The organism is Sphingomonas aerolata, from assembly GCF_003046295.1.
GTDB lineage: Bacteria > Pseudomonadota > Alphaproteobacteria > Sphingomonadales > Sphingomonadaceae > Sphingomonas > Sphingomonas aerolata.
This window is the reverse complement of sequence record NZ_PZZN01000001.1, coordinates 204,327-228,780: the sequence shown is the minus strand read 5'-3', so window position 1 is coordinate 228,780 and position 24,454 is coordinate 204,327. Positions and strand designations below refer to the sequence as shown.

The window sequence follows — 24,454 nt, the reverse complement described above, 5'->3', positions numbered from 1 at the left end:
ATCCTGAAAGTAATCAATGACTCCGAAGAACGAACTCCTTTTCTGTGGCCTTGGCGGCTCCGGCGAAATCGGCATGAACGTCAACCTGTATGGCTGCCAGGGCAAATGGGTGATGGTCGATCTCGGCATCACCTTTGCCGATCCGCAATATCCCGGCGTCGACGTCATCTTGCCCGATCTGTCGTTCATCGAGGAACGGATCGACGATCTGCTCGGCATCGTGATCACGCATGGCCATGAGGACCATATCGGATCGCTGCCCTATCTCGCTGAAGACCTTGGCGTGCCGATCTATGCGACGCCGTTCACGATGGGCCTGGTCCGCGGCAAGCTCGAGGAAGAGGGGATCGCCAACCGCGTGAAGCTCAAGATGATCCCGATGGGCGGCAACTTCCAGCTCGGGCCGTTCGGCTTCACCTTCGTCGAGATGTCGCATTCGATCCCCGAGGCGAACGCGCTGCTGATCGACACGCCCTATGGTCGCGTATTCCACACCGGCGACTGGAAGCTCGACAAGAACCCGGTGATCGGCAATCCGACCAAGCCCGAAGGCTTCATGGCGATCGGCGACAAGGGCGTCGACGTGCTGGTCTGCGACTCGACCAACATCTTCAACACCACCGCATCGGGCAGCGAGAGCACCGTTCGCAAGGGGCTGTTCGAGGAGGTCAGCAAGGCCAAGGGCCGGGTGATGATTACGAGCTTCGCGTCGAACGCCGCACGCCTCCACACGTTCGGCGAAGTGGCGAAGGAAACCGGGCGCAAGTTGTGCGTCACCGGACGGTCGCTCGACCGGATCATCAAGGTCGCGCGTGCGACGGGGTATCTGAAGGACTTCCCGGAGACGATCGATCCCGACACCGCGATGCGTCTGCCCAAGAACAAGGTTCTGATCGTCGCGACCGGCGGGCAGGGTGAGGAGCGCGCTGCGCTCGCGCGGGTTGCAAATGGCAGCCACACGATCACGCTCGAGGCCGATGACACCGTGATCTTCTCGTCGAAGCAGATCCCCGGCAACGAAGTCCAGATCGGCCGCATCCAGAACACGCTGGCCGCCAAGGGCATCCGGATGGTGACCGAGCGCCAGGCGCACGTCCACGTCTCGGGCCATCCCGGCCAGCCGGAACTGGCGCAGATGTACGAGTGGCTGCGTCCCGACACGCTGATCCCGACGCATGGCGAGATGCGCCACATGATGGAGCATGCGCGCTTCGGGCTGGAGCAGGGGATTCCCCGTGCGCTGGTGCAGAGCAACGGCGACATCGTCCGGCTGGCGCCCAAGGGGCCGGTCAAGATCGGCAATGCGACGGTCGGACGTCTGGTCCTCGATGGTGACGTGATCCTGCCGGCGGACGGCACCACGCTGAACGAGCGTCGCAAGCTGGCGATCAACGGCCAGATTTCGGTCGCGGTGGCGATCGGCAAGGACGGGCGGATGCTTGGCCAGCCGCAGGTCCGCGTTCAGGGCGTGCCTGTCGAGGAAGATCGTGCCGCGTTCGTCGCGGATGCGGTCCAGGCGGTTGCCGACACCGTGCGGGGCGGCAAGCGCGATATCGACAAGATGCGCGAGCAGGTCCGGCTTGCGGTCCGCAAGGTCTCGACGCGCTGGACCGGCAAGAAGCCGATCGTCGACGTTCTGCTGATCGAAGGCTGAGCCGATGCGCTGGACCTCGGCACTCGCGATCTACGTTCTGTTCTGGGCGTTCTCGGTGTTCCTGGTCCTGCCATTCGGTGTGCGGACGACGCGTGAGGTCGGGGGCGAAACCGTCCCCGGCCAGTCCGAAAGCGCGCCGCATGATTTCCACGCCGGCCGCGTGGCCTGGCGCGTGACGATCGTCGCGACGACGCTGTTCGTGCTGTTCCAGCTGAATTACGCTTACGGCTGGATCACGCCGCAGATGTTCGACCTGTTCGACACACGCGACATGGTCCGCCGCTAGCGCGACCGGGGCGGGCGCCCCTATTAGCGGAGGCGTTCGATCGCCTGTGCGAGCGCCACGTAGAGCTTGCCCATATCCGACGAGAGCAGGGTGACGCCGAGCGGTGAGCCGTCGCGCTGTGCCAGGATCGCGCGCAACATCGATTCGAAGTCGTGGATGTAGCGGTTCACCATCTCGCGGAAGCCCGCATCGTCGTCATACAGGTTCGCGATCGACCGGGCATCGTTCGCATCGAGGATCCGCACCGCACGGCGGGTGAAGACGCCGCGATCGCCCTTGAGATAGGCGGCCCAGGCGCTGTCGGCGACTTCGGGGGCGAACGCCTTGGCGATGTCGATCGAGGCCGAATTCAGCGATTCGATGAGCAGCGATACCCGCCGCGCGAACGTGTCGCGATCGGCGGTCTCGCGGTCGTTGCGCGCCTCTTCGAGCCGGGTTTCGACGACCGCGGTCTGTTGCGCAATCGCCTCGACCTGTGCCGCCAGCCGCTCGGTCGCGCGCGTCGTCGCGTCGACCGCGGCGTCGGTCGCGTCGCCGATCGCCTGGATTTGTCGATCGACGGTGTCGCCGGTCGCGCGGCGCAGCGCAGCACTGCTGGCGAGCTCAAGCGCCTGCGCGGCGTCGGGAATGACCTGAGCGAGCGTGTGGCGCGCGGTATCCGCCGCCGCGGTCGCGGTCTCGCGGACGCGCAGCAATGCCTCGACGAGACGGGGTGCGGCCTCTTCGGAGAAACTGTTGGTGCGGTCGATCGTCTCGTCGACCATCTGGCCGAGTGCGTCCGCCTTGGCGCGTCCCGAGGCCAGCGTGTCGAGCAGGGTGTTCGACAAGCGATCGAGCACGCTACGCTGTTCGGCGATCACCCCGGCAATCGCCTCGATCGCGTTGTGCGTGCTTTCAGCCGCAGTGACGAGCGCAAGCAGTTCGGGCTTTGCCGCCACCACGATCGCCTTGCTGTCGGCGACACGCCGGTCGAGCCGGGACAGTGCGTCGGGCAGCGTTTCGTCGATCTCGCGCGCCGCGGCGTCGAGAGCGATCAGCAGCGATTCGGTCGTGCCGATCGTCCGCCCCGCCATCGCCTCGCCCGAGCGCAGCGCCTCGGTCATCGCGTCCGCCGAGCCGCCCAGTGCGCTGATCGACGCAGCGAGCAACTGGGTTCGTTCGACACCATGATGGTGGAGCGTGTCGATCCGCGTCTCGACCTGGTCGAGGCCTGAACCGAGCGAGCCGAGGATATCCTCCCCGGCTGTACGCTGATCCTCTAGGCGGCGCGCCACCTGGGCGATCGCCGAATCGACGCCGGCGATCCGGTCGGCAATCGCCTCGGCGCTCGCGCGCGTCGCGCCGTCGAGCGCCACCTGATTGGCGCGGACCATCGCCAGCACCGCGTCACCCTGCGCGGCAATGCCCTTGCGTGCGTCGTCGACCGCATCCGCTGTACGCCCGAGCAGTGCGTCAACCTCCGCGGACATCGTCTCGGTAACCGCCTCGAGCCGGGCGCCGGCGGTTTCACTGGTCGCCTCCATCCGGATGATATGCGCGGCCAGACGCTGCGCCGCGCCGCTTGCCACCGCATCGGCCTCCCGCCCACGGGCCGCCAGCGCGCCGATCTGCGCATCGAGGGCACCGGCATGCTCGCTGGCGGAAAGACCGGCGCGCTCGAGCTGGTCTGCCATCGCTTCGGTCTCGGCATGCGCGCGCGGCAGCGAGGCGAGCAGGACACCGAGCGACGTCTGCGTCGCGTCGGCCGCGGCAACGAGGCTGCGCGTGTGCGCGTCGGCGCGTTCGATCTCGGTCGCGAAGCCTTCGCCGATCGCGCCGAGAAACTGGTGCGCGGTCTCGCCCATCGTCATCAGCGTGTCGACCTGGTCCGCCAGATGACGGCGATTGCGGTCGATCGTCTGGGCGGTCGCGGCGACCGCCTGCTCGAGCCGGGCGGATTCCGCCTGCATCGCGCGCGCCGTGACACCGAACCGCGCCGCCTCCGCCCGGCTCGTCCGCATCGCGAGCAACCAGATGATGCCGATCAGCGCCGGCACGACGCACAACGCTGCGAGGAGCTGGACCAGCGCGACCGGCCCGATCGCACCGATCTCGCCGCGGACGAGCCAGAGCATGACGGCGAGCCAGAGCAGGACCGCGGCGATCGCCGCACCCGCGAAGATCCGCCCGCGATCGGCGCCGTCGTCGTCCGCCGGCAGGATATAGTCGTCGATAAACACGGGTGCGCGTTCCTTCAAAGGCGGTGGTGGGACGTCGCCAAGGTCCGGATCCCGGGCAGGGTCCGCGCGCAGGCCGATGATGGAAGAACCCCCGTTCATGCCCGGGTTTTACCATGAAATCGGCTTTGACAAAGCGAATAGCGCAACCTCCCGTTAAGTCGGTCGCGTGTACGCCCCATCTCATGGCCTATGATCCCGGAGCAATCGACGCCGCCCTGGCAGCCGCGGTCGGGGACGATCCGCTGCTGATCGCCGACCTGCACCTCGCCTTCACCCACAGCGCGGCTGACGCGCTGGACGCTATGGTGGACGCATCCGACGCCGAGGCGTGGCGCGCCGCGGCATGGCGGCTGAAGGGGCTGGCGGCGAGCTTTGGCGCGATGCCGCTGATGACGCTGGCGCGCGCGGCGGCCGACACCTCGCCCGGCGACGACGACATGCTGCGCCGGCTGGGCGACGCGGTAAAGCAGCTTTGACCCGGATGCAGGGCGGTGATCTGCGCGCGCTTCTGACGCGCGGGCTTTGCATCCGTCGTTTCGACGCCTAACAGCCGCAGATGCTTGCCGGGCTTCTCTTTGCTATTCACGATGCCGACGATCGTCCCGATCGCCTGGCTGCCACTTTGCCGTTCAGCGGCGTCACGCTGATCGAGTATCAGGCGCGGTTGCTGATCGCAGCCGGCGTGCGTCAGGTCATCGTCGTCGTCGCGCGGCTGACGCCCGAGTTGCTGGGCGCGATCAACCGCATCAACCGCCGCGGTGTCGCGGTCGATACCGTCCGGACTGCGGCCGAGGCGATGGAGAAGCTCCATCCGCTGGCGCGCGTCTTGATGCTCGGCGACGGGCTGGTCACGACGGAGAGCATCGTCGCGGCGATGGCGAACGAGGGCGGCGATGCGCTGCTCGTCGTGCCTGAGGACGATGCGGGACCCGGGTTCGAACGCGTCGGCGGCCAGATGGCATGGGCCGGGGTCGCCCGGCTGGAGCCCGCACGGATCGCCGAAGTCGCGGGCCTGCCCAATGATTACGACCTGCAATCTACGCTGCTGCGGATCGCGGTGCAGGCGCGCGCGGTGCAGATCCTGTTGCCGACCGATGCAATTCGCAGCGGGCACGGCATCGAGCGCGAGGCGCGGACGCTGGAAGAACGCGGTCGTGCCGTGCTGGCGACGATCGTGTCGGGGCGCAGCGGCTGGTTCGACCGTTTCGTGCTCGCGCCGATCGCCAGGCTCGGCCTGCCGTTCCTGGTCGATAAGAGCGTTGCTGGCACGACCGTCGGCGCGACGTCGCTTGGTATTGCCGCCGCCGGGCTTGGCGCCATGCTGTTCGGCTGGCTGGCGACCGGACTGGTGCTTGCCAGCACGGCCTGTGTCGGTCTGGCGATCGGCTCGGTGCTGAGCGGGCTGCGCGACGATGAGTCGGTCGCGACGATGCAGACGCGCGGGATCGGCGTCGTCAGCGCGCTCGCTGTCCTGCTGTTTGCCTTCCTATGGGCGGGTTATTCGGCGGACAACAGCGCGCTGGTCATGGCGGCGGCGCTGCTCGCGATCGCAGCGCTTGGCGAACGCGCGATCGTCGAGCGCGCGCGTCGCATGTGGTGGGGCAGTGCGCCGGCCTATCTGCTGATCGTCACGATCGTCGCGATCCTCGGGTTTCCGCTGTTGGGCCTTGCGATCGCCGGGGTGTATGCGACGGTCACGCTGGCTGCGGCAATCGAGCATCTTCGTCTTCAGCCTTAGTACCGCCTTAATAATAAGGGGGTAGGCACGGCGCATGTCGGTTGGCTCTGAACCCTTGCCTGATCCCGCGCTGTCACGCGCGAGTGCGATCGCGCGCGCCGCGCGTGCGCGTCAGCGGGCCGACGACCGGCTGGAAACCACGATCACCGACTTTTTTCTGACCGCCGATGCCCGGCTGGAGGAACGTACGCGGTTGATGCTGGCACATGTCCTGCGCGGGATCATCGGGGCGATCGAGGCGGATATCCGCCGCCATGCCGCCCGCGTTCTCGCCGGGCTGGGGGAGACGACGCGGGCGGAGGCGATCCTGACGCAGGGCGGCGCCTTGCTGCGGCTGACGCGGTCGGGGGTGTTGCGCGATCGCGATCTCATGAAGGACCTGATCGCACGCGTCCGGCATGACCTGATCGCCGATGCCCTTCCCGCCGCGATCGCCGGTCCCGAGGAGCCGAGCCTGTTGATCCGCCTGACGGGTGTGTCGGATACGACCGTCGCCACCGCGGCCGGCGCGCTGCTCGCGGCGGAAAGCCGGCGTCGCGCGGCCAATGAATCGGGAGCGATCGCGGGAAGCGACGTGCCCGCCGACCTGCATCGCCGCCTCGTCTGGTGGGTTGCCGCGGCGGTGCGCGACGGCCTTGACGATGCCTTGAAGGACGCTGGCGAGATGGTCGCGATGCAGGGCCGCGGCCAGAGCGATCAGGCGATCACCGAAGCGGCGCTGCGCAGCCTTGCCGCGCATGATGACGCGGAGCGCCCCGAGGCGGTCGCGATCCGCCTCGCCGCGGCGATCGATGCCCGTCGCGACGAATTGCCGGCGCTGCTGGTGGAGGCGCTCGGCGACCGGCGTCTGACCCTGTTCGTCGCGGTGCTGGCGCATGCGATCGGGATCGATGCCGAACAGGTCCGGGTGATCGTACTCGATCCCGACGGAGAGCAACTGTGGCTGGCGCTGCGGGCGGCGGATCTCGACCGGGAGACGATCGCGCGGATCGGGCTGGCGCTGGCCGATGCCGATCCACGCCGTGATATCGAAAGTTTCGCCGACGCGCTCGACAGCATCGCGAGCGTCGGGGTCGACGATGCGCGCGCGGCGATCGCACCGCTGGCGATGCACCGCGAGTTTCGCGCTGCGTTGCGGGCGCTGGCCGGGGCAGACCGACGATGACGGGATATACGACAGGCGACACTGCGGTCGCAATGGCGGAAGTGGCAGGGGACGGCGTGTTGCTGTCGGCGGATCCGATCCTGCTTGCGCTCAACAGCCGCGCCGGGGGGGTGATCGGCGCGCCGATCGCGGTGCCGCAGCTCGCGATGATCGCCCGCCTGGCGCGCCGGCTGGGAATCGCGGTTTCGCGCAGCGTGGTGATCGCCGATGACGACGTCGATCTCGATCTGTGGGTCCGTGCGCAGCCCGAGGGCGATACGGTCGGCCTTGCGGTGAGCGGCTGGCGTGAACTCCAGCCATGGCGTCCAGCGGCACCGAACCCCGGTGCAGGCGTCGATTTCCTGTCGAGTGGTGCCGATTGGCGCTGGGAAACCGACGCAGCACTTCGCCTGACATTCGTATCGCCCGACGCAGGGCCCCGCATGGGCGTCGACCCGCTCGCGTTGCTCGGCAAGCCGCTGACGAGCCTCGTCATGCTCGACAGCGGCGATGACGGCGCGCTGCCGATCCTCGACGCGGTCGCGCGCCGCCAGCCGCTCGACGCACAGCCCGCGCGGCTGCGGGGGTCGGGCCGCGCGATCATGCTGAGCGCCGTGGTTCGCCGTGACGCGGAGCGGGCGTTTGCAGGGTTCATCGGCAGCGGGCAACTGATCGACGATCCCGCGGACGTACCATCGCCGCCCGCCAAGCCCCGGCCGGCGGGGGCGGACCAGCTGTCGCCGACCTTCACCGCGGGGCTAGACCGCGCGTTGCGGACACCGCTGGCGCGCATCGTCGCGAACGCCGACAGTATCCATGCGCAGACCGATGGCCTGGTGCAGCCCGATTATGCCGATTATGCCGCGGATATCGCCAATGCCGGCCGCCATCTGTTGGCGCTGGTCGACGATCTGGTCGATCTTCAGGCGGTCGAGCGGCCCGACTTCGCGCTGCTTCTCGAGACGATCGATATGGCCGATATTGCGCGGCGTGCGGCCGGGCTGCTGGCGGTGCGAGCGGGCAACGCGAATGTGACGATCACCCGGCCCGCCGCGGAAGCCCGCGTCGTCGGGCGCGGCGATTTCCGGCGCGTGTTGCAGATCCTGGTCAATCTGATCGGCAACGCGGTGCGCTATTCGCAGTCGGGTGGCGCGGTGCTGGTGACGGCGCATGCGGGTAGCGATCAGGTGACCGTCATCGTCGCGGATACCGGCAAGGGCGTGGCGCCTGCGGATCATGCGCGGATTTTCGAGAAGTTCGAGCGGGTCGACTCGTCCGAGCCGGGCGGCAACGGCCTTGGGCTCTATATCGCGCGGCGGCTGGCACGGGCGATGGGCGGCGACCTGACGATCGACAGCGCGATCGGCGAGGGGGCTCGGTTCGTGTTGTCGTTACCGACGCAGGCGACGCGCGGCCAGGATCAGTACCAGGCCTAATACCGCGAGCGCGGCGCCGCGGTCCGCCCAAGGCCGCTGATCGAGCATGAAGCTCGATCGCGGCCAATGGACATAGCCAAGCCCCTGGCCGATCCACAGGAACCCCATCAGCGCGCATAGCACGCCGATGACCATCAGGATCGGCCGGAGCTTCATCTCAGCGCGACGCCATCGGCGTATAGTCGCGCTGCGTCGGGCCGCTGTAGAGCTGGCGCGGACGGCCGATCTTCTGGTCGGGATCGGTGATCATCTCGTTCCACTGCGCGACCCAGCCGACGGTGCGGGCGAGCGCGAAGAGCACGGTGAACATCGAGGTCGGGAAGCCGATCGCCGAGAGGATGACGCCCGAATAGAAGTCGACGTTCGGGAACAGCTTCTTCTCGATGAAGTAGGGATCGCTCAGCGCCAGACGCTCGAGCTCGATCGCGACGTCGAACACGGGGTCGGTGACGCCCAGCTCGCCGAGCACTTCCTTGACGGTCGTCTGCATGACCGCCGCGCGCGGATCGTAGTTCTTGTAGACGCGGTGACCGAAGCCCATCAGGCGGAACGGATCGTTCTTGTCCTTCGCGCGGGCGATGAACTCGGGGATCCGGTCGACCGTGCCGATCTCGTGCAGCATGTTGAGCGCGGCTTCGTTCGCGCCGCCATGCGCGGGGCCCCAAAGGCAGGCGATGCCGGCTGCGATGCACGCGAACGGGTTGGCACCCGACGAGCCGGCGAGACGGACGGTCGAGGTCGACGCGTTCTGCTCGTGATCGGCGTGGAGGATGAAGATGCGGTCCATCGCCTTTTCGACGATCGGGTTCACGACGTACTTCTCGGCCGGCACGGCGAACGTCATTTTCAGGAAGTTGCCGGTGTAGCTCAGCGTGTTGTCCGGATAGACGAACGGCTGGCCGACGCTGTACTTGTACGCCATGGCGGCGATCGTCGGCATCTTGGCGATCAGGCGGTGCGACGCGATGACGCGCTGTGCCGGATCGTGGATGTCGGTCGAATCGTGATAGAAGGCCGACAGCGCGCCGACGACGCCGCACAGGATCGCCATAGGATGCGCGTCGCGACGGAACCCGCGGAAGAACTGCGCGAGCTGCTCATGCACCATCGTGTGGCGCGTGATCGTGTTCGAGAAGGTCGACAGCTCGTCTTCGCTCGGCAGTTCGCCATTCAGCAGCAGATAGGCGACTTCCATGAAGTTCGACTGTTCGGCGAGCTCGCCGATCGTGTAGCCGCGGTGGAGCAGCGTGCCCGCATCGCCGTCGATATAGGTCAGCTTCGACTGGCACGAGGCGGTCGAGGTGAAGCCCGGATCATAGGTGAAATTGTCGGTCTGCGCGTACAGCTTGCGGATGTCGATGACATCGGGGCCAACCGTACCGGACATGACCGGATAATCGAATTCCTTGCCGTCGACCTTGAGGTTTGCGGTCTCGCTCATGCTTGTATCCTTCCTCGAAATCTTATCAGTCTGCCATCCGGTCGGCGATCCGACCGAGGCTCTCGTCACGCCCGAGCAGGTCGAGCACATCGAATATTCCCGGCGATGTCTTGCGACCGGTCAGCGCGGCGCGAAGGGGTTGTGCAACCTGCCCGAGCTTTAGGCTTCGCGCTTCGGCCACGCGCCGTACCGCGCCTTCGAGCGCTTCCGTATCCCACTTGTCGAGCGCGTCAAGTTCAGCATGCGCGTTCGTCAGAATCGCACTCGCTTCACCCTGCAAAAGGCTCGCTGCGGCGTCATCCATCGCCAAAGGTCGCTGGCTGAACAGGAAATTCGAACCTTCGGCGAGTTCGTTCAGGTTCGCTGCACGTGGCTTCAGGACCGGCATGGCGCGAGTCAGAAGGTCGAGTCCGCCATCGGGCAGGGCATGGCCGAGCCGATCGGCGGCGAGCTGGGCCAGACGCGCATCATCGGCCTCGCGGATATAGTGGCCGTTCAGATTCTCGAGCTTCTTCAGGTCGAAGCGCGAGGGCGACTTGCCGACGCCCGACAGGTCGAACCATTCGACCGCCTGGTCGCGGCTGATGATCTCGTCGTCACCGTGCCCCCAGCCGAGCCGCAGCAGGTAATTGTCGAACGCCTCGGGCAGAATGCCCATCTCGTCGCGATATGCCTCGATGCCGACCGCGCCGTGACGCTTGGACAGCTTCGCACCATCGGGGCCGTGGATCAGCGGGATGTGCGCATAGATCGGATCGGGCCAGCCGCCCTCGATCGCGTCCATCGCACGGTAGATCGGCAACTGGCGGAACGCGTTGTTGAGGTGATCGTCACCGCGGATGACGTGGGTAACGCCCATGTCGTGATCGTCGACGACGACCGCGAGCATGTAGGTCGGCGTGCCGTCCGAACGGAGGAGGACAAGATCGTCGATTTCCTCGTTGCGGACCGTCACCGATCCCTGGACGCGATCCTCGATCGTGACCGCACCCTCCTGCGGCGCGCGCAGTCGGACGACATGGGGAAGATCGGGGGCCTCGCTCGCCGGACGGTCGCGCCACGGGCTGCGGATGCGAAGCGGCTTCTTGGCCGCCTGCGCCTCGGCGCGCATCGCCGCGATCTCGTCATTGGTCATGTAGCAGCGATAGGCGTGACCGGCCTCGACCATCTGGTGCGCGACGCGGGCGTGGCGATCGGCGCCGGCGAACTGCATGACGACGTCGCCGTCCCAGTCGATCCCCAGCCAGCGCATGCCGTCGATGATCGCGTCGATCGCCGGCTGGGTCGACCGCACGCGGTCGGTATCCTCGATACGCAGCAGGAATTTGCCGCCGTTCGCCTTGGCGAACAGCCAGTTGAACAACGCCGTGCGTGCGCCGCCAAGATGCAGGAACCCCGTCGGCGACGGAGCGAAACGAGTAACCACGGGTGCGGCCGAAACGACGGCATCCGTATCAGATATTGCGCCCAACCGCGGGTGCTCCCAGACTGTAGAAACGATGGCCGGATCAGCCGTCGCCGCCTCTAGCATGCGTCCCCGGCGGCGACAAATGGGCGTGCCGCCCTGGATGGCGGAGCCGGGCCGGGCGATCGAACGCTGGCTGGAGGCAGAGCGCGACCAGCTCATAACATGGCTGCCGGTCGGGCTAGGCGGCGGCATCGCGCTGTGGTTCGTGCTGCCCGATCCCGTGGCATGGGGCACCGCGATCCTGGTGCTGGTCGCTGGCGGGTTGGCCGGACTTGCGGCGGGGCGCGGCGGGCGCGCGGCGCGGATGCTCGCGATCGGCGCGATTGCGGCGGCGCTGGGCATCGGGCTGATCTGGGTACGATCGGACCGGGTGGCGGCACCGGTGCTCGCGGGGCCGACTTTCGTGCAGCTGTCGGCGCGGGTCGAGACGATCGAACCGCTCGTCGCGCGCCGGCTGGTGCGGTTGACGGTGCGGCCGGTCGGGCCGGGGCAGGACGCCGATGGCGCGCCGGTTGCGTTGCCCGGCCGCGTCCGCATCAACCTGGCAGAGGCGGATGCACCGGCGGCGCTCGCGATCGGCGCGACGATAAAGCTGCGCGCGCGACTCATGCCGCCGCCCTTGCCGGCGGTGCCCGGCGCCTATGACTTTGCGCGCGTCGCCTGGTTCGGCGCAATCGGCGCGACGGGGCGGGGTTTTTCCCCCGTCGTTGTAACAGTGCCGGGCCGCGGTGGCGCAGGGGTCCGGGTGGCGTTGTCGCGGCATATCGTCGCGCAACTCGACGGGAGCGCAGGCGGGATCGCAGCGGCGCTGGCGACCGGCGACGTCGGCGCGATCAGCGACGCGGATGCGGAGGCGATGCGCCGCGCCGGGCTGGCGCATCTCCTGTCGGTGAGCGGCCTCCACATCACCGCGGCGGTCGCCGCGACGATGCTGATCGTGGTGCGGCTGCTGGCGCTCAGCCCGTGGCTCGCGCTGCATACGCGACTGCCACTGATCGCCGCGCTTGCCGGTGCCGCAGCGGCGATCGGCTACACCGTGCTGACGGGCAGCCAGGTGCCGACGATCCGCTCCTGCGTCGCGGCGTTGCTGGTGCTGGTCGCGCTGGCGATGGGGCGCGAGGCGATGACGTTGCGGCTGGTCGCGACGGGGGCGATCGCGGTGATGCTCGCGCTGCCCGAATCGCTGGCCGGGCCGAGCTTTCAACTGTCGTTTGCCGCGATCACCGCGATCATCGCACTGCACGAGCATCCCGTCGTCCGTGCCACGTTCGCGCCGCATGACGAGGGCCGCGGCAGACGCCTGTTGCGCGGCGCCGCGTCGCTGCTGCTGACCGGGCTCGTCGTCGAGGCGGCGCTGATGCCGATCGCGGTCTATCATTTCCACAAGGCCGGGCTGTACGGCGCGGTCGCCAATATCGTCGCGATCCCGCTGACCACGTTCGTCGTGATGCCGTTCGAGGCGCTGGCGCTGCTGCTCGACACGATAGGGCTCGGCGCGCCAGCCTGGTGGCTGGTGCAGCATGCGCTCGACGCGCTGCTGTGGCTCGCGCGCGGCGTGGCGCATGCACCGGGCGCGGTCCGCGCGTTGCCTGCGGTTCCCGACGGGGCGTTTGCGCTGATGGTCGTTGGCGGGGTGTGGATCGCGCTGTGGCGGACGCGGTGGCGACGGATCGGGATCCTGCCCTTGGCGGTCGGCGCGATCTGGGCGCTGACGACGCCGTCACCCGATATCCTGGTGACGGGCGATGGCCGCCACGTCGCGGTCCGGACCGCCGCCGGGCTCGCGCTGCTTCGCGATCGGGCGGGGGATTATGTCCGCGATACGCTGGCGGAGAATGGCGGGGTCGATGGTGAGCCGCTGCTGCTCGCGGATCAGCCCGATGCGCGGTGCAGCCGCGACCTGTGCCTGACCGATGTCGTCGCCCACGGCCGGGCTTGGCGCGTGCTGGCGACGCGCAGCGTTTACCGGGTGCCGATCGCCGAGATGGTTGCCGCCTGCCGGCGCGCGGACATCGTCATCAGCGAGCGCGGGCTGCCGCGCGGTTGTACACCGCGATGGCTGAAGCTTGACCGGTCGGTACTCGCGCGGACCGGGGGGATCGCGCTGACGCTGACCACGGGGCAGATGGTGACGGTGCTCAATCCGGGGGACCGGCACCCGTGGCGCGATCCTCCGACGCTGGCGCGGTCAACGCGACGGTTCGGGGCGGCGGGCGATCAGCGCGGGGTGGCCGGGGGTGTGGCCGCGGTCCGGTTTCGGTTGCCGGGCCGGGGGTGTTCGGAGCGATAGGCCGCGACCGGAGTGTCGGGTCACGATTTCGCGAAGGCGTGGCCACCGGTTGGGGAAGCCGCGATTCCGGAGCGCGGACGATGGTGCTCGGCCGTTGGTCAGCGCGTCGGATCGACATCTCTGTCAGTCAGTAGTTTCGACGGGAGGTATTTCGCGCCAACCGTCATCCAGGCTGCGATTAGAGCCCAAAGTCATGAGGGGTGGCGTACCGGGCTCTGGATCCTGACTTTCGTCAGGATGACGGGGGAGGTGGGGCTGGCGCTCGCGCTAGCCGTAATATTGCGCATGTCTCTGCCCTTGGTTTCGGCTGGGGCTTCGGGACGGAGGCCAACGGTAGCATTGGATTGTACCGGGCTTATGCCGAGCGAGGGGCCGCCAGGCTCGCCAAAATCCGACGAATGCAGGCAAAGGGCAGTTTTAGAGGGATGTCGTTAATCGCGGCCCATTCAACACTACACCCGCCGGTTGCGCGGCGGTGATGACCGCCAGCGCTCCCCGGCATTCGTCAGTCGTAGCGGCGCAGGATACCCGACAGCTTGCCCTGAACCCGGACCTGTGCGGGCGCATAACGCTGGGGGTCATAGGCACGGTTGGCGGGGTCAAGCCGGACCATCGCGCCTTCGCGGCGAAAATATTTAAGCGTCGCTTCGCTGTCCTCGATCAGCGCGACTACGATTTCGCCGTCGCGTGCGATTTCCGTGCGGCGGATCAGCGCGTAATCGCCATCAAGGATGCCGGCTTCGACCATCGAGTCCCCCGAAACCTCCAGCGCATAATGCTCGCCCGTGCCGAGCAGTGCGGCCGGAACGGCCAGCATCGAGCTGCCCTCGAAGGCTTCGATCGGGACGCCGGCGGCGATCCGGCCATGCAGCGGGATCTCGACAACGTCGTTCGCGGCGATTCGGTCGGGCGATGCGGGCGCGGGGCTTGCCATGTCCGGCGCAGATACGGTGCCGGCCGATGCCGATGCCGCAGCCGCCTTCGGCCCCGACTTCGCCGCAGTCTGTGCGATTGCAGCCTCGGGACGCTCGGGCATCCGCAGCACTTCGAGCGCCCGCGCCCGGTTGGGCAGGCGTCGGATGAAGTTGCGCTCCTCAAGCGCGCTGATCAGACGGTGCACGCCCGATTTCGATTTCAGGTCGAGCGCGTCCTTCATCTCCTCGAACGAGGGCGACACGCCCGTCTCGGCGAGGCGGTCATTGATGAAGCAGACAAGCTCGTGCTGCTTGCGCGTGAGCATAACGGTTCTCCGTCCGGAACAGACGAGGAACTTCTATGGAACACTTGCAGCTTCGTCAAGCGGTGACGTCACGCGATGACGAGGATTTCCGCCGAGTCGCCCGCCCTTGCCGCCGGCGCGTCGCCGTCGCGGACGATCAGGCAGGACGAGCGGGCGAGCGTCAGCAGCATCGAGCTGTCCTGGATGGTCGAGGCATAGGCACGGCCGTCGCGCAGTTCGGCGCGCATATAGTCGGTCCGCGACTGGTTGGGCGGAAGATCCTCGCCGAGCAGCGCATGCGTCGTCTGCGGCAGGGGATCGCGCGCGCCGAGCATGTGCGCGACGACGGGGCGGACGAAGAGGATGGCGGTGACGAAGGCGGAGACGGGATTGCCCGGCAGGCCGAGCAGCATCGTCCGGCCAAGCGTGCCCGCCATCATCGGCTTGCCCGGGCGCAGCGCGATCCGCCAGAAGTCGATCGTCCCGCCAGCCGCCTCGATCGCGGGGCGGACGAGGTCGTGATCGCCGACCGACGCGCCCCCCGTGGTCACGAGCAGATCGGCATCGACCCCGGCAAAGGCGTCACGCAGCGTGTCGAGCCGGTCGGGGAGGATTCCGAGATCGATAATGTCGACGGGCAGGTCGGCGAGCATCGCGGCGAGCATGATGCCGTTTGATTCCGGTAGCGGGACGGGGTCGCTGGTCGAGCCGGGCGGAACGAGCTCGTCCCCCGTCGCGGCGACCGCGACACGCAGCCGGCGGCCGACCGACAGCGTGCCGTGTCCGCCGGTCGCAGCGACCGCGATGCGCGCGGGCGTCAGCCGGTCGCCGGCCGCGATCAGCCGCGTGCCGGTCGCGAAGTCGAGCCCCTTGCGGCGCGTGTTGCGGCCTTCAAAGGCGGGGCCTTCGCCGTCGAGCATCAGCCGGTCGCCGTCGCGTGCGGCCTCTTCCTGGACGAGCACGGTGTCGGCGCCCGCGGGCATCGCCGCGCCGGTGAAGATGCGCGTCGCCTGTCCCGCGCCGACCAAGCCGGTGAAGGGGCGGCCGGCCGCGCTCTCGCCGATGACCGTCCACGGCCCGGGCAGATCGGCGTAGCGGATCGCATAGCCGTCCATCGCCGAGAGGTCGGTCGCAGGCTGGGTGCGGCGGGCGAGAATATCCTCCGCCGTCCAGCGACCCATCGCCGAGCGCAGCGGCACGGTTTCGGCCGGCACGCGCGATGCCATGGCGAAGAGGCGGGACTGGGCTTCGGCGACGGGGACGAGAGGGCGCATGCGGGCTCCGTTCAGCGGGGCGATGAAGGTCTGCGCTGCTCGCACGAATGCCGCGGGGCGGAAAGCGGGCAACGCCGCGACCGGCAGGACACCGGTCGGTTACGCGGTCAACGTACGAGGTACGGCAGACGTTGCGGTGAGATGGGACGACATGCCCTGCGTTGCGTCGCACGCAAATCCTGTCGTCAGCGCGGGCAAAACGCGCTAGCCCTGTGGCGCAGGTCCGGTGCAAGCCGGATCCGCACAGATCGCGTCGGTGCCCCTCGGGGCTTGAATGGGAATGCGGTGCGGGGCTTGCCCCAAGACCGCAGCTGTCCCTGCAACTGTAAGCGGCGAGCGACACGCACGCGCCCCCTGCGACGGGGGCAGCCACTGGGCCGATGGCCTGGGAAGGTGTGCGTCGAGCCTTGACCCGCGAGCCAGGAGACCTGCCGGCGTCTGGTCGCTCTTGTCCCGGTCCAGGGGGTGGCCGAGGCACGGTGAACGCCGTCTGAGCGACGACAATGCGGCGGGGGCCGCATCGGCGACGCATGCCGGCCGCTCAGGGCGTCCGGTCGGCGCGCGTCCCGGTCGTTCGCGGCAGGCCCCCGTCCTCGTCGGACGCCGGGGATGTGCCAATGACCAAGATCATGACCGGGCGGACCGCCGGTCGTTCGACGCGACACCGGATCGGCTGGATGTTCGCGATGCTGGTTGCGGCCAACATCGCCGCCTGGGGATGGGCGTTCGCGCTGTTCCAGGCGCAACCGCTGATGCTGGGTACCGCGATGCTCGCCTGGGGGCTGGGGCTGCGCCACGCGGTCGATGCGGATCATATCGCGGCGATCGACAATGTGACGCGCAAGCTGATGCAGGACGGGCAGCGGCCGATCGGGGTCGGCTTCTGGTTCGCGGTCGGCCATTCGGGGATCGTCCTGATCGCCGCGGTCGCGATCGCGCTGACCGCGAGTGCGCTGGCGCAGTTCGAGGCGTTCAAGCAGGCGGGCGGGGTGATCGCGACACTGATCTCCGCGCTGTTCCTGTTCACGATCGCGGCGATGAACCTGATCATCCTGCGATCGGTGTGGCGGACCTTCGGCCATGTCCGCGGCGGGGGGCGCTATGTCGAGGAGGATCTCGACCTGCTTCTCGGCAATCGCGGGCTGCTCGCGCGGCTGTTCCGGCCGATGTTCCGGCTGGTCACGCGCAGCTGGCACATGGCGCCGCTCGGGTTCCTGTTCGGGCTGGGGTTCGACACCGCGACCGAAGTCGCGATCCTCGGCCTGTCTGCAAGCCAGGCGGCCGACGGGCTGTCGATCGGCACGGTGCTGGTGCTGCCGGTGCTGTTCGCGACGGGCATGGCACTGGTCGACAGTGCCGACGGGGTGGTGATGCTCGGCGCGTATGAATGGGCGTTCGTGAAGCCGATCCGCAAGCTCTATTACAACATCACGATCACGCTGATCTCGGCGATCGTCGCGATCGCGATCGGCGGGATCGAGACGCTCGCGCTGCTGGCGTCGAAGCTCGGCCTGAGCGGGGGCGTGTGGGACGTTGCTTCGGCGCTGGGCGAGAATTTCAACGGGCTGGGCTTTGCGATCATCGCGCTGTTCGTGGCGTGCTGGGTGCTGAGTTTCGCGATCTACCGGTGGAAGCGGTTCGACGAGATCGAGGTGGTGCGGGGCTAACAAACAGCGTCGTCATCCTGCGCTCGACCCGGCACCCAGAGCCAGGCACCGCATTTTGCTTGGCTCTGGGTCCTGACTTTCGTCGGGATGACGGAGGTCAGGTGCATTGGCACAGTCGCCAAACTCCTCTAAACCCAACCTCGAGGTTTGGTTCTACCGAACCTCGACAGATCGCGCCGGTGCCCTTCGGGGCTTGAATGGGAATGCGGTGCGGGAGCTTTGCTTCCCAATGCCGCGGCTGTCCCTGCAACTGTAAGCGGTGAGCGAGACGCACAGGCCCCCGATGCGGGGGCAGCCACTGGGTCACGGGACCTGGGAAGGCGTGCATCGAGCTTCGACCCGCGAGCCAGGAGACCTGCCAGCGTCATGGTCGCTCTTGCCTTGATCCAGGGGATGGTCGCGGCACGGTACTCCGTCTGAGCGACGAACGCGTGCGGCCGTCAGGTCGTGCGCGCGTGTGGCTGCGGGCGTGCGTCCGTCCGTGGCTGTCGTTCCGACGCCCGGAGAGTATCGCATGACCGACCCCCAGCCGACCCTGGCCAAGATTCCCGTCACCATCGTCACCGGATTCCTCGGCGCGGGCAAGACCACGCTGATCAGCCATCTGATCCGTAACGCCGGGGGCCGGCGGCTCGCGGTGATCGTCAACGAATTCGGCACGCTCGGTATCGACGGCGACATCTTGAAGGGGTGCGCGATCCCCGATTGCCCGGCCGAGAATGTCGTCGAGCTCGCCAATGGCTGCATCTGCTGCACCGTCGCGGACGATTTCATCCCGACCGTCGAGACGCTGCTCGCGCTCGACCCGCGGCCCGACCATATCCTGATCGAGACGTCGGGGCTCGCTTTGCCCAAGCCGTTGCTCAAGGCGTTCGACTGGCCCGCGATCCGGTCGCGGATCACGGTCGACGGGGTGATCGCGCTGGCCGATGCGGAAGCGGTCGCCGCGGGGCGGTTCGCGCCCGACCTCGCCGCGATCGAGGCGCAGCGTCGCGCCGATCCGAGCGTCGATCACGAGACGCCGCTCGCCGAGGTGTTCGAGGACCAGCTCGCCTGTGCGGATCTGGTGCTGCTGACCAAGGCGGATCTGGCGGGCGAGGCGGGGGTGGCTGCGGCGCGCGCGGTGATCGCGGCGGAGTCCGCGCGTGCGTTGCCGGTGATCGCGCTGACCGACGGGGTGATCGATCCGCGTGTCGTGCTGGGGCTGAACGCGGCGGCGGAGGACGACATCGCGGCGCGGCCGTCGCATCATGATGGCGCGGACGACCACGAGCATGACGATTTCGACAGCATGATCGTCGACCTCGGCGAGATCGCGGACCCGGCGGCGCTGGCGTCGCGGATCGAGACGCTGGCGCGCGACGCCGACATTCTGCGCGTGAAGGGCTATGCCGCGGTGACGGGCAAGCCGATGCGGCTGCTGGTGCAGGCGGTCGGGGCGCGGGTGCGGACGCAATATGACCGGCCGTGGCGCGCTGACGAAGTGCGGCAGACGCGGCTGGTGGTGATCGCTGAGCATGACCGGATCGACCCCGCAAGGATCCGGGCCGCGCTTCAGGGCTGACGACGATGCACGTCGTCTTTCGCGAAAGCCACGGGCTGGAGGAGAGCGCGGTCCCGCAGGATCTGGCGCAGAGCCCGGCGGATCTTGTCGTCCTGTCCTTTTCGGACGGGGATCTCGGCGCGTTCGCGGCCGGGTGGCGGCGTGCGGCGGCGAACGGGAGCCCGCTGCCGTCGCTGCGGCTCGCCAATCTGTCCGCGCTCGCGCATCCGCTGTCGGTCGATACCTATGTCGAGCGAACGCTGGCGGGGGGTGAAGGCGCGAAGGGGATCGTGATCCGGCTGATCGGCGGGCGGTCCTACTGGTCCTATGGGTTGCAGCAGGTCGAGGCACTGGCGCGGGCGCGGGGGATCGCGCTGGCGGTGCTGCCCGCGGACGGGCGCAGCGACGCTCGGCTCGACGCGGCGTCGACGGTGCCGGTGTCGACGCTGCGCCGGCTCGCCGCGCTGTGTGACGACGGCGGCGCGGTCGCGGCGCAGGCCGCGCTGGCGCAGATGGCGCTGGCGGCGGGGCTCTATGCCGGGCCGGTCGCGGGAGTGAAGACGGTTCCCGAGGTCGGCGGGTGGCAGCCGCGGGATGGTGTGACGTGCCCCGCGGCGTTCGCGATGACCGCGACGCGGCCGCGGATCCTGCTGATCTTCTATCGCTCCTACCTGACCGCTGCCGATCTCGACCCGATCGAGGCGTTGCACGCCGGGCTGAGTGGGGCGGGGTTCGACGTCGTCGGGCTGTTCGCGCCGTCGCTGAAGGCGCCGGGCGCGGCGGGGTGGCTGGCGCGCTGGGTCGTCGCGCTGTGTCCGGCGGCGATCGTCAACGCGACCGCATTTTCGGGCCGCGGCGCGGACGACACATCGCCGCTCGACGGGGCGGGGGTGCCGGTGTTCCAGGTCGCGCTGGCGACGTCGGATCGTGCTGCCTGGGGGGGGGCGACGCGCGGGTTGTCCCCCGCTGACCTGGCGATGCACGTCGTCCTGCCCGAGGTCGACGGACGGCTGTTCGCGGGCGTCGCGAGCTTCAAGGAGGACGGCGTCCGCGACGACGCTCTCGGCTATGCGCGGCGCGAGCACCGGGCCGAGCCCGAGCGGATCGCGGCGATCGTCGCGCGCGTCATCGCGTGGGTGCGTCTAGCGGCGCGGCCGGTCGCGGAGCAGCGGCCCGCGGTCGTGCTGTCGACCTATCCGGGCAAGGCCTATCAGATGGCGCATGCGGTCGGGCTCGACGCGCTGGCGTCTGCCGAGGCGATCGTCGAGGACTTGGCGGCCGCGGGCTATGTAACCGGGGAGACTGCATCCGGTGGGCTGGCCGAGGCGCTGGCGACGGGGCGGATCACATGGCCGGTCGCGGCGTATTGCGCGGCGCTTGGGGGCCTGCCAGCCGTGTTGCGCGATGCACTCGAGGAAAGCTGGGGCGCGCCCGAAGACGATCCGGCCTGTATCGACGGCGCATTCGGGTTCGCGGGCGTCGAGCGGGGGGGCGTGGTGATAGCGCTCCAGCCCGAACGCGGGCGCAGCGCGGCGCGGGTCGGCGAGTATCACGACCTGTCGCGCTGTCCCCGCCACGCCTATGTCGCCTTTTATCTGTGGCTTCGCGCGCGGAAAACCGATGCACTGATCCATGTCGGCGCGCACGGGACGCTCGAATGGCTGCCGGGCAAGGCGGTCGCGCTGTCGGGGGAATGCTGGCCCGAGGCGCTGACCGGGGCGATGCCGGTGCTCTATCCGTTCATCGTCAACGATCCGGGCGAGGCGGCGCAGGCGCGGCGAAGGATCGGCGCAGTGACGATCGGCCATGTCCCGCCGCCGGCGGCGACGACGCGCAGCGGTGCGGGGCTGGGGCGGCTCGAATCGCTGCTCGACGAGTTTTCGACCGCCGACGGGCTCGACCCTGCACGGCGCGACCGGCTGCAGCGCGACATTGCCGATGAGGCGCGCGCGACCGGGCTGGCGGCGACGCTGCGGCTCGACGAGGCGGCGAGCCAGGCGGAGGCGATCACGCGGATCGACACGTTCGTGTGCGACGTGAAGGAGAGCCAGTTCGGCGACGGGCTGCACGTCTATGGGCGTGGCGAACAGGGGGAGGCCGAGCGCGACGGGCTGCTGAGCGCGTTGCGGGGCAGGCGGATCGCGGCGGGGCCGTCGGGGTCGCCGTGGCGCGGACGCAGCGACGTCCTGCCGACCGGGCGTAACCTGTATGCGACCGACGCGCGCGCGGTGCCGTCGCGCGCGGCGCATGCGCAGGGCGTGCGGCTGGCCAACGAGCTGGTCCGCCGGCATCTGCAGGATGAGGGCGACTATCCGCGCGCGCTGGTCGTTGACCTGTGGGCGTCGGCGACGATGCGGACCGCGGGCGAGGAGTTTGCGATGGCGCTCCATTTGCTAGGCGCGGAACCGGTCTGGGATCACGCGTCGGACCGCGTCACGGGGGTCGAGATCCTGCCGTTGGCCAGGCTCGACCGGCCGCGGATCGACGTGACGCTGCGTGTGTCGGGGCTGTTCCGCGATGCGTTTCCCGCGCTCGGCCAGATGTTCGGGCAGGCGGTGCGCGCGCTGGCGCTGCGCGACGAGCCCAGCGACTGGAATCCGTTCGTCGGCGCTGCCGTCGGTGCGCGGGTCTATGGGCCCGAGCCGGGTCGCTACGGGCTGGGTCTTGGTGATGCGGGCGAGACGTACGGCGAGGCGGCGCGGGCGGCGGCGGGGGCGGCATGGCTGGCGGCGTCGTGCCACGCGCTCGACGGGGCGGGCGATGACGGTGCGACGCGGTCCGATCCGGCGGGTATCCGCGACCGGGTCGCCGCCGCCGACGCGTTCGTCCATGTCCAGGATTTGCCCGAGACCGACCTGTTGCTCGCCGCGGATTATGCTGCGCACGAGGCTGGGTTCGCGGCGGCGCAGGCGGTTGTCGGGGGTAAGGCGGCGGCGCTGTATCATCTGGATGCGCGCGACCCGGAACGGCCGCGCGCGCGGTCGCTGGACGAAGAGATTGCGCGGGTCGTTCATGCGCGGGCGGCGAACCCGGCCTGGGTCGAGGGGATGATGCGGCACGGGTTTCGCGGGGGCGCGGAGATCGCCGCGACGCTCGACCATATGGCGATGTTCGCGCAGCTGGCGCGGGTGGTGTCGCCCGCGCTGATCGACCTCTATTATGACGCGACATTGGGGCGCGACGCGGTGCGCGCGTTTCTGGAACGCGCCAACCCCGCGGCGCTGGCGGCGATGACCGCGCGGTTCGCGGCGCTGCACGCGGCCGGGCTGTGGCCGACGCGGCGCAATTCGATCCTCGCGCAGCTTGCGCTGCCGGCATGAGCGCGTTCGTCGTCAAGGGATGGTGCCCCGATGCGTGGCGGCCGATGGCGGCGGGCGACGGGCTGCTGGTGCGGATCCGCCCGCCGCTCGGCCGGCTGACGCGCGCGCAGACACTCGCGCTGTGTGATGCGGCAATGGCGTGGGGAAATGGCGAGATTGACGTGACCAGCCGCGCGAACCTGCAGATCCGCGGTGTGACCGAGGCGGGATGGCGGGGGCTGGTCGAGGCGTTGCTGGCGGTCGGGCTGATCGACCCCGATCCGGAGCGCGAGGCGCGCGGCGCGATGCTGGTCGCGCCCGACTGGCGGGACGGGGACGATACGCAGCATATCGCCACCGCGTTGCGCGAGCGGCTGTCCGACCTGCCGGTGCTGCCTGGCAAGGTTGGCTTTGCGATTGATGCGGGCGCTGCACCGCTGCTGACCCGCGCGCCCGCTGACTTTCGGGTCGAGCGCGCGGTGGACGGCAGGTTGCTGGTGCGCGGCGAGGGGCGTGCGGCGGGGGTGGACGTGACGCGCGACACCGCGGTCGACGCGCTGGTCGCGCTGGCGCGGTGGTTCGTGGACAGCGGCGGTGCGGCAGCGGGGCGGATGGCGCGCCACGCGGCGGCCGTGCCGGGGCCCGCGACCTTGGCTCCCGCGCCCACCGCGCCACCGCCCGAAGCCGGGGCGCATCCGCTGGGCGCGGCGATCGCGCTCGGCTTTGGGCGGATCGAGGGCGCGGTGCTGCGCGACCGGATCGCCGCGGACCCGTTGAGGGCGATCCGGGTGACGCCGTGGCGGATGCTGATCCTCGAAGGCGGTGTGCCGGATAGCGCGCGTGACCAGAGCAGCGTGCGCGCCGGGGTCGACGCCTGTGTCGGCGCGCCCGCCTGTCCGCAGGCGAGCGTCGAGACGCGCGACCTTGCGCGGCGGCTGGCACCGCTGGTCGTTGGCAGCCTGCACGTGTCGGGATGCGCCAAGGGCTGCGCGCGGGCGAGGCCTGCGGACGTGGTGCTGACCGGGCTCGACGGGCGGTTCGATCTTGCCCTGCACGCGCGCGCGGGCGCGCCGCCGCTGCTCGCCGCGCTCGAGCCTGCGCAGATTATCGCCCATTTCTCCCAGCCGTCCGGAGCCGCCTGATGCCCTATGCCTATGAGACTGACGGGGCCGCGATCTATCGCCAGTCGTTCGCGATGATCCGCGCCGAGGCGGATCTGGCGCGCTTCGATGCGGAGGAGGAGCCGGTCGCGGTGCGGATGATCCACGCTGCGGGGCTGGTCGCGCTGGCCAAGGATATCCGCTTTTCGCCGGGCTTCGCACGGACCGCGCGTGCGGCGTTGCGGGCGGGCGCGCCGATCCTGTGCGATGCGCGGATGGTGACCGAGGGGATCACGCGCGCGCGCCTGCCGGCGGACAATGCGGTGATCTGTACGCTGCACACGCCCGAGACGGTCGCGCTGGCGAGAGAAATGGCAACGACGCGTTCGGCCGCGGCGCTGGAGTTCTGGCGGCCGCATCTGGCGGGTGCGGTGGTGGCGATCGGCAATGCGCCGACCGCACTGTTCCACCTGCTCAATATGCTTGAGGATGCCGATTGTCCGCGGCCCGCGGCGATCATCGGCTGTCCGGTGGGTTTCGTCGGTGCGGTCGAATCGAAGGACGCGCTTTGGGCGGCGCAGCCGGTGCCGTGCGTGATCGTCGAGGGGCGGCTCGGCGGCAGCGCGATCACCGTCGCGGCGATCAACGCGCTGGCGAGCGCGGCGGAATGATCGGC

The 24,454-nt window shown here is 69.2% G+C and carries 18 protein-coding genes and 2 riboswitches; of the genes, 12 read left to right on the top strand and 6 right to left on the bottom strand.

Annotated elements, in window-relative coordinates; translation table 11 throughout:
* Positions 1-16: 16 nt before the first annotated feature.
* Entirely contained in the window at positions 17-1,654 is a 1,638-nt protein-coding gene (locus C8J24_RS01140) for a ribonuclease J (RefSeq protein ID WP_056674805.1), read from the top strand.
* A 4-nt stretch (positions 1,655-1,658) separates the two neighbouring features.
* Positions 1,659-1,940, top strand: a complete 282-nt coding sequence (locus C8J24_RS01135) for a DUF1467 family protein (protein ID WP_031393778.1) — start codon at positions 1,659-1,661, stop codon at positions 1,938-1,940.
* A gap of 23 nt (positions 1,941-1,963) precedes the next feature.
* Here C8J24_RS01135 and C8J24_RS01130 read toward each other — a convergent pair whose 3' ends face one another.
* Positions 1,964-4,159 carry a coiled-coil domain-containing protein gene (locus C8J24_RS01130; protein WP_338110758.1) on the bottom strand — a complete coding sequence of 732 codons (2,196 nt, stop codon included), beginning with the start codon at positions 4,157-4,159 and terminating at the stop codon, positions 1,964-1,966.
* A 182-nt stretch (positions 4,160-4,341) separates the two neighbouring features.
* Here C8J24_RS01130 and C8J24_RS01125 point away from each other — a divergent pair, with 182 nt between their 5' ends.
* The 4 genes from C8J24_RS01125 to C8J24_RS01110 all read left to right on the top strand — a co-directional run bounded on the left by C8J24_RS01125 (position 4,342) and on the right by C8J24_RS01110 (position 8,477).
* Positions 4,342-4,635, top strand: a complete 294-nt coding sequence (locus C8J24_RS01125) for an Hpt domain-containing protein (protein WP_107929720.1) — start codon at positions 4,342-4,344, stop codon at positions 4,633-4,635.
* A gap of 80 nt (positions 4,636-4,715) precedes the next feature.
* The gene (locus C8J24_RS01120; RefSeq protein ID WP_107929718.1) at positions 4,716-5,897 is read left to right on the top strand and encodes a glycosyltransferase family protein; all 1,182 of its coding nucleotides are present in this window, start codon (positions 4,716-4,718) and stop codon (positions 5,895-5,897) included.
* Positions 5,898-5,931: 34 nt separating this feature from the next.
* Positions 5,932-7,062: a DUF2336 domain-containing protein gene (locus C8J24_RS01115; protein ID WP_107929716.1), complete on the top strand. Its 1,131-nt coding sequence runs from the start codon at positions 5,932-5,934 to the stop codon at positions 7,060-7,062.
* Complete coding sequence (locus tag C8J24_RS01110) at positions 7,059-8,477, top strand: sensor histidine kinase (protein WP_107929714.1); 1,419 nt, start codon at positions 7,059-7,061, stop codon at positions 8,475-8,477. Before C8J24_RS01115 ends, C8J24_RS01110 begins: the two co-directional genes overlap by 4 nt.
* Here the strand turns inward: C8J24_RS01110 and C8J24_RS01105 are convergent.
* From C8J24_RS01105 to gltX, 3 genes are read right to left on the bottom strand one after another with little or no spacing between them, the layout of a single operon-like run.
* Entirely contained in the window at positions 8,433-8,633 is a 201-nt protein-coding gene (locus C8J24_RS01105; RefSeq protein WP_031395754.1) for a hypothetical protein, read from the bottom strand. The two genes, C8J24_RS01110 and C8J24_RS01105, sit on opposite strands and share 45 nt — an antisense overlap.
* Position 8,634: 1 nt before the next feature.
* Positions 8,635-9,918 carry a citrate synthase gene (locus C8J24_RS01100; RefSeq protein ID WP_107929711.1) on the bottom strand — a complete coding sequence of 428 codons (1,284 nt, stop codon included), beginning with the start codon at positions 9,916-9,918 and terminating at the stop codon, positions 8,635-8,637.
* Positions 9,919-9,943: 25 nt separating this feature from the next.
* Positions 9,944-11,449 carry a glutamate--tRNA ligase gene (gene gltX / locus C8J24_RS01095; RefSeq protein WP_107929709.1) on the bottom strand — a complete coding sequence of 502 codons (1,506 nt, stop codon included), beginning with the start codon at positions 11,447-11,449 and terminating at the stop codon, positions 9,944-9,946.
* Between the two features lie 19 nt (positions 11,450-11,468).
* Between gltX and C8J24_RS01090 the strand changes: the two genes are divergently transcribed.
* Complete coding sequence (locus C8J24_RS01090) at positions 11,469-13,676, top strand: ComEC/Rec2 family competence protein (RefSeq protein ID WP_244180326.1); 2,208 nt, start codon at positions 11,469-11,471, stop codon at positions 13,674-13,676.
* A gap of 505 nt (positions 13,677-14,181) precedes the next feature.
* Here the strand turns inward: C8J24_RS01090 and lexA are convergent.
* A complete protein-coding gene (gene lexA / locus C8J24_RS01085) occupies positions 14,182-14,916 on the bottom strand; it encodes a transcriptional repressor LexA (RefSeq protein WP_107929707.1) in 735 nt (244 codons plus the stop codon).
* Positions 14,917-14,984: 68 nt separating this feature from the next.
* On the bottom strand, positions 14,985-16,169 hold the full coding sequence (locus C8J24_RS01080) for a molybdopterin molybdotransferase MoeA (RefSeq protein WP_107929705.1): 1,185 nt from the start codon (positions 16,167-16,169) through the stop codon (positions 14,985-14,987).
* A 237-nt stretch (positions 16,170-16,406) separates the two neighbouring features.
* Positions 16,407-16,619: riboswitch (cobalamin riboswitch) on the top strand.
* Between the two features lie 179 nt (positions 16,620-16,798).
* Between C8J24_RS01080 and C8J24_RS01075 the strand changes: the two genes are divergently transcribed.
* The 5 genes from C8J24_RS01075 (at position 16,799) to C8J24_RS01055 (ending at position 24,449) form a co-directional block, all read left to right on the top strand.
* Positions 16,799-17,836, top strand: a complete 1,038-nt coding sequence (locus C8J24_RS01075) for a HoxN/HupN/NixA family nickel/cobalt transporter (RefSeq protein ID WP_443024340.1) — start codon at positions 16,799-16,801, stop codon at positions 17,834-17,836.
* A gap of 160 nt (positions 17,837-17,996) precedes the next feature.
* Positions 17,997-18,213: riboswitch (cobalamin riboswitch) on the top strand.
* Positions 18,214-18,350: 137 nt separating this feature from the next.
* Positions 18,351-19,400 carry a cobalamin biosynthesis protein CobW gene (gene cobW / locus C8J24_RS01070; RefSeq protein WP_107929702.1) on the top strand — a complete coding sequence of 350 codons (1,050 nt, stop codon included), beginning with the start codon at positions 18,351-18,353 and terminating at the stop codon, positions 19,398-19,400.
* Positions 19,401-19,405: 5 nt separating this feature from the next.
* Complete coding sequence (cobN, locus tag C8J24_RS01065) at positions 19,406-22,699, top strand: cobaltochelatase subunit CobN (RefSeq protein ID WP_107929699.1); 3,294 nt, start codon at positions 19,406-19,408, stop codon at positions 22,697-22,699.
* On the top strand, positions 22,696-23,820 hold the full coding sequence (locus C8J24_RS01060; protein ID WP_107929697.1) for a cobalamin biosynthesis protein CobG: 1,125 nt from the start codon (positions 22,696-22,698) through the stop codon (positions 23,818-23,820). Before cobN ends, C8J24_RS01060 begins: the two co-directional genes overlap by 4 nt.
* Positions 23,820-24,449, top strand: coding sequence for a precorrin-8X methylmutase (locus C8J24_RS01055; protein ID WP_107929695.1), 630 nt, complete (start codon positions 23,820-23,822; stop codon positions 24,447-24,449). Before C8J24_RS01060 ends, C8J24_RS01055 begins: the two co-directional genes overlap by 1 nt.
* The last annotated feature ends 5 nt before the right edge of the window (positions 24,450-24,454 follow it).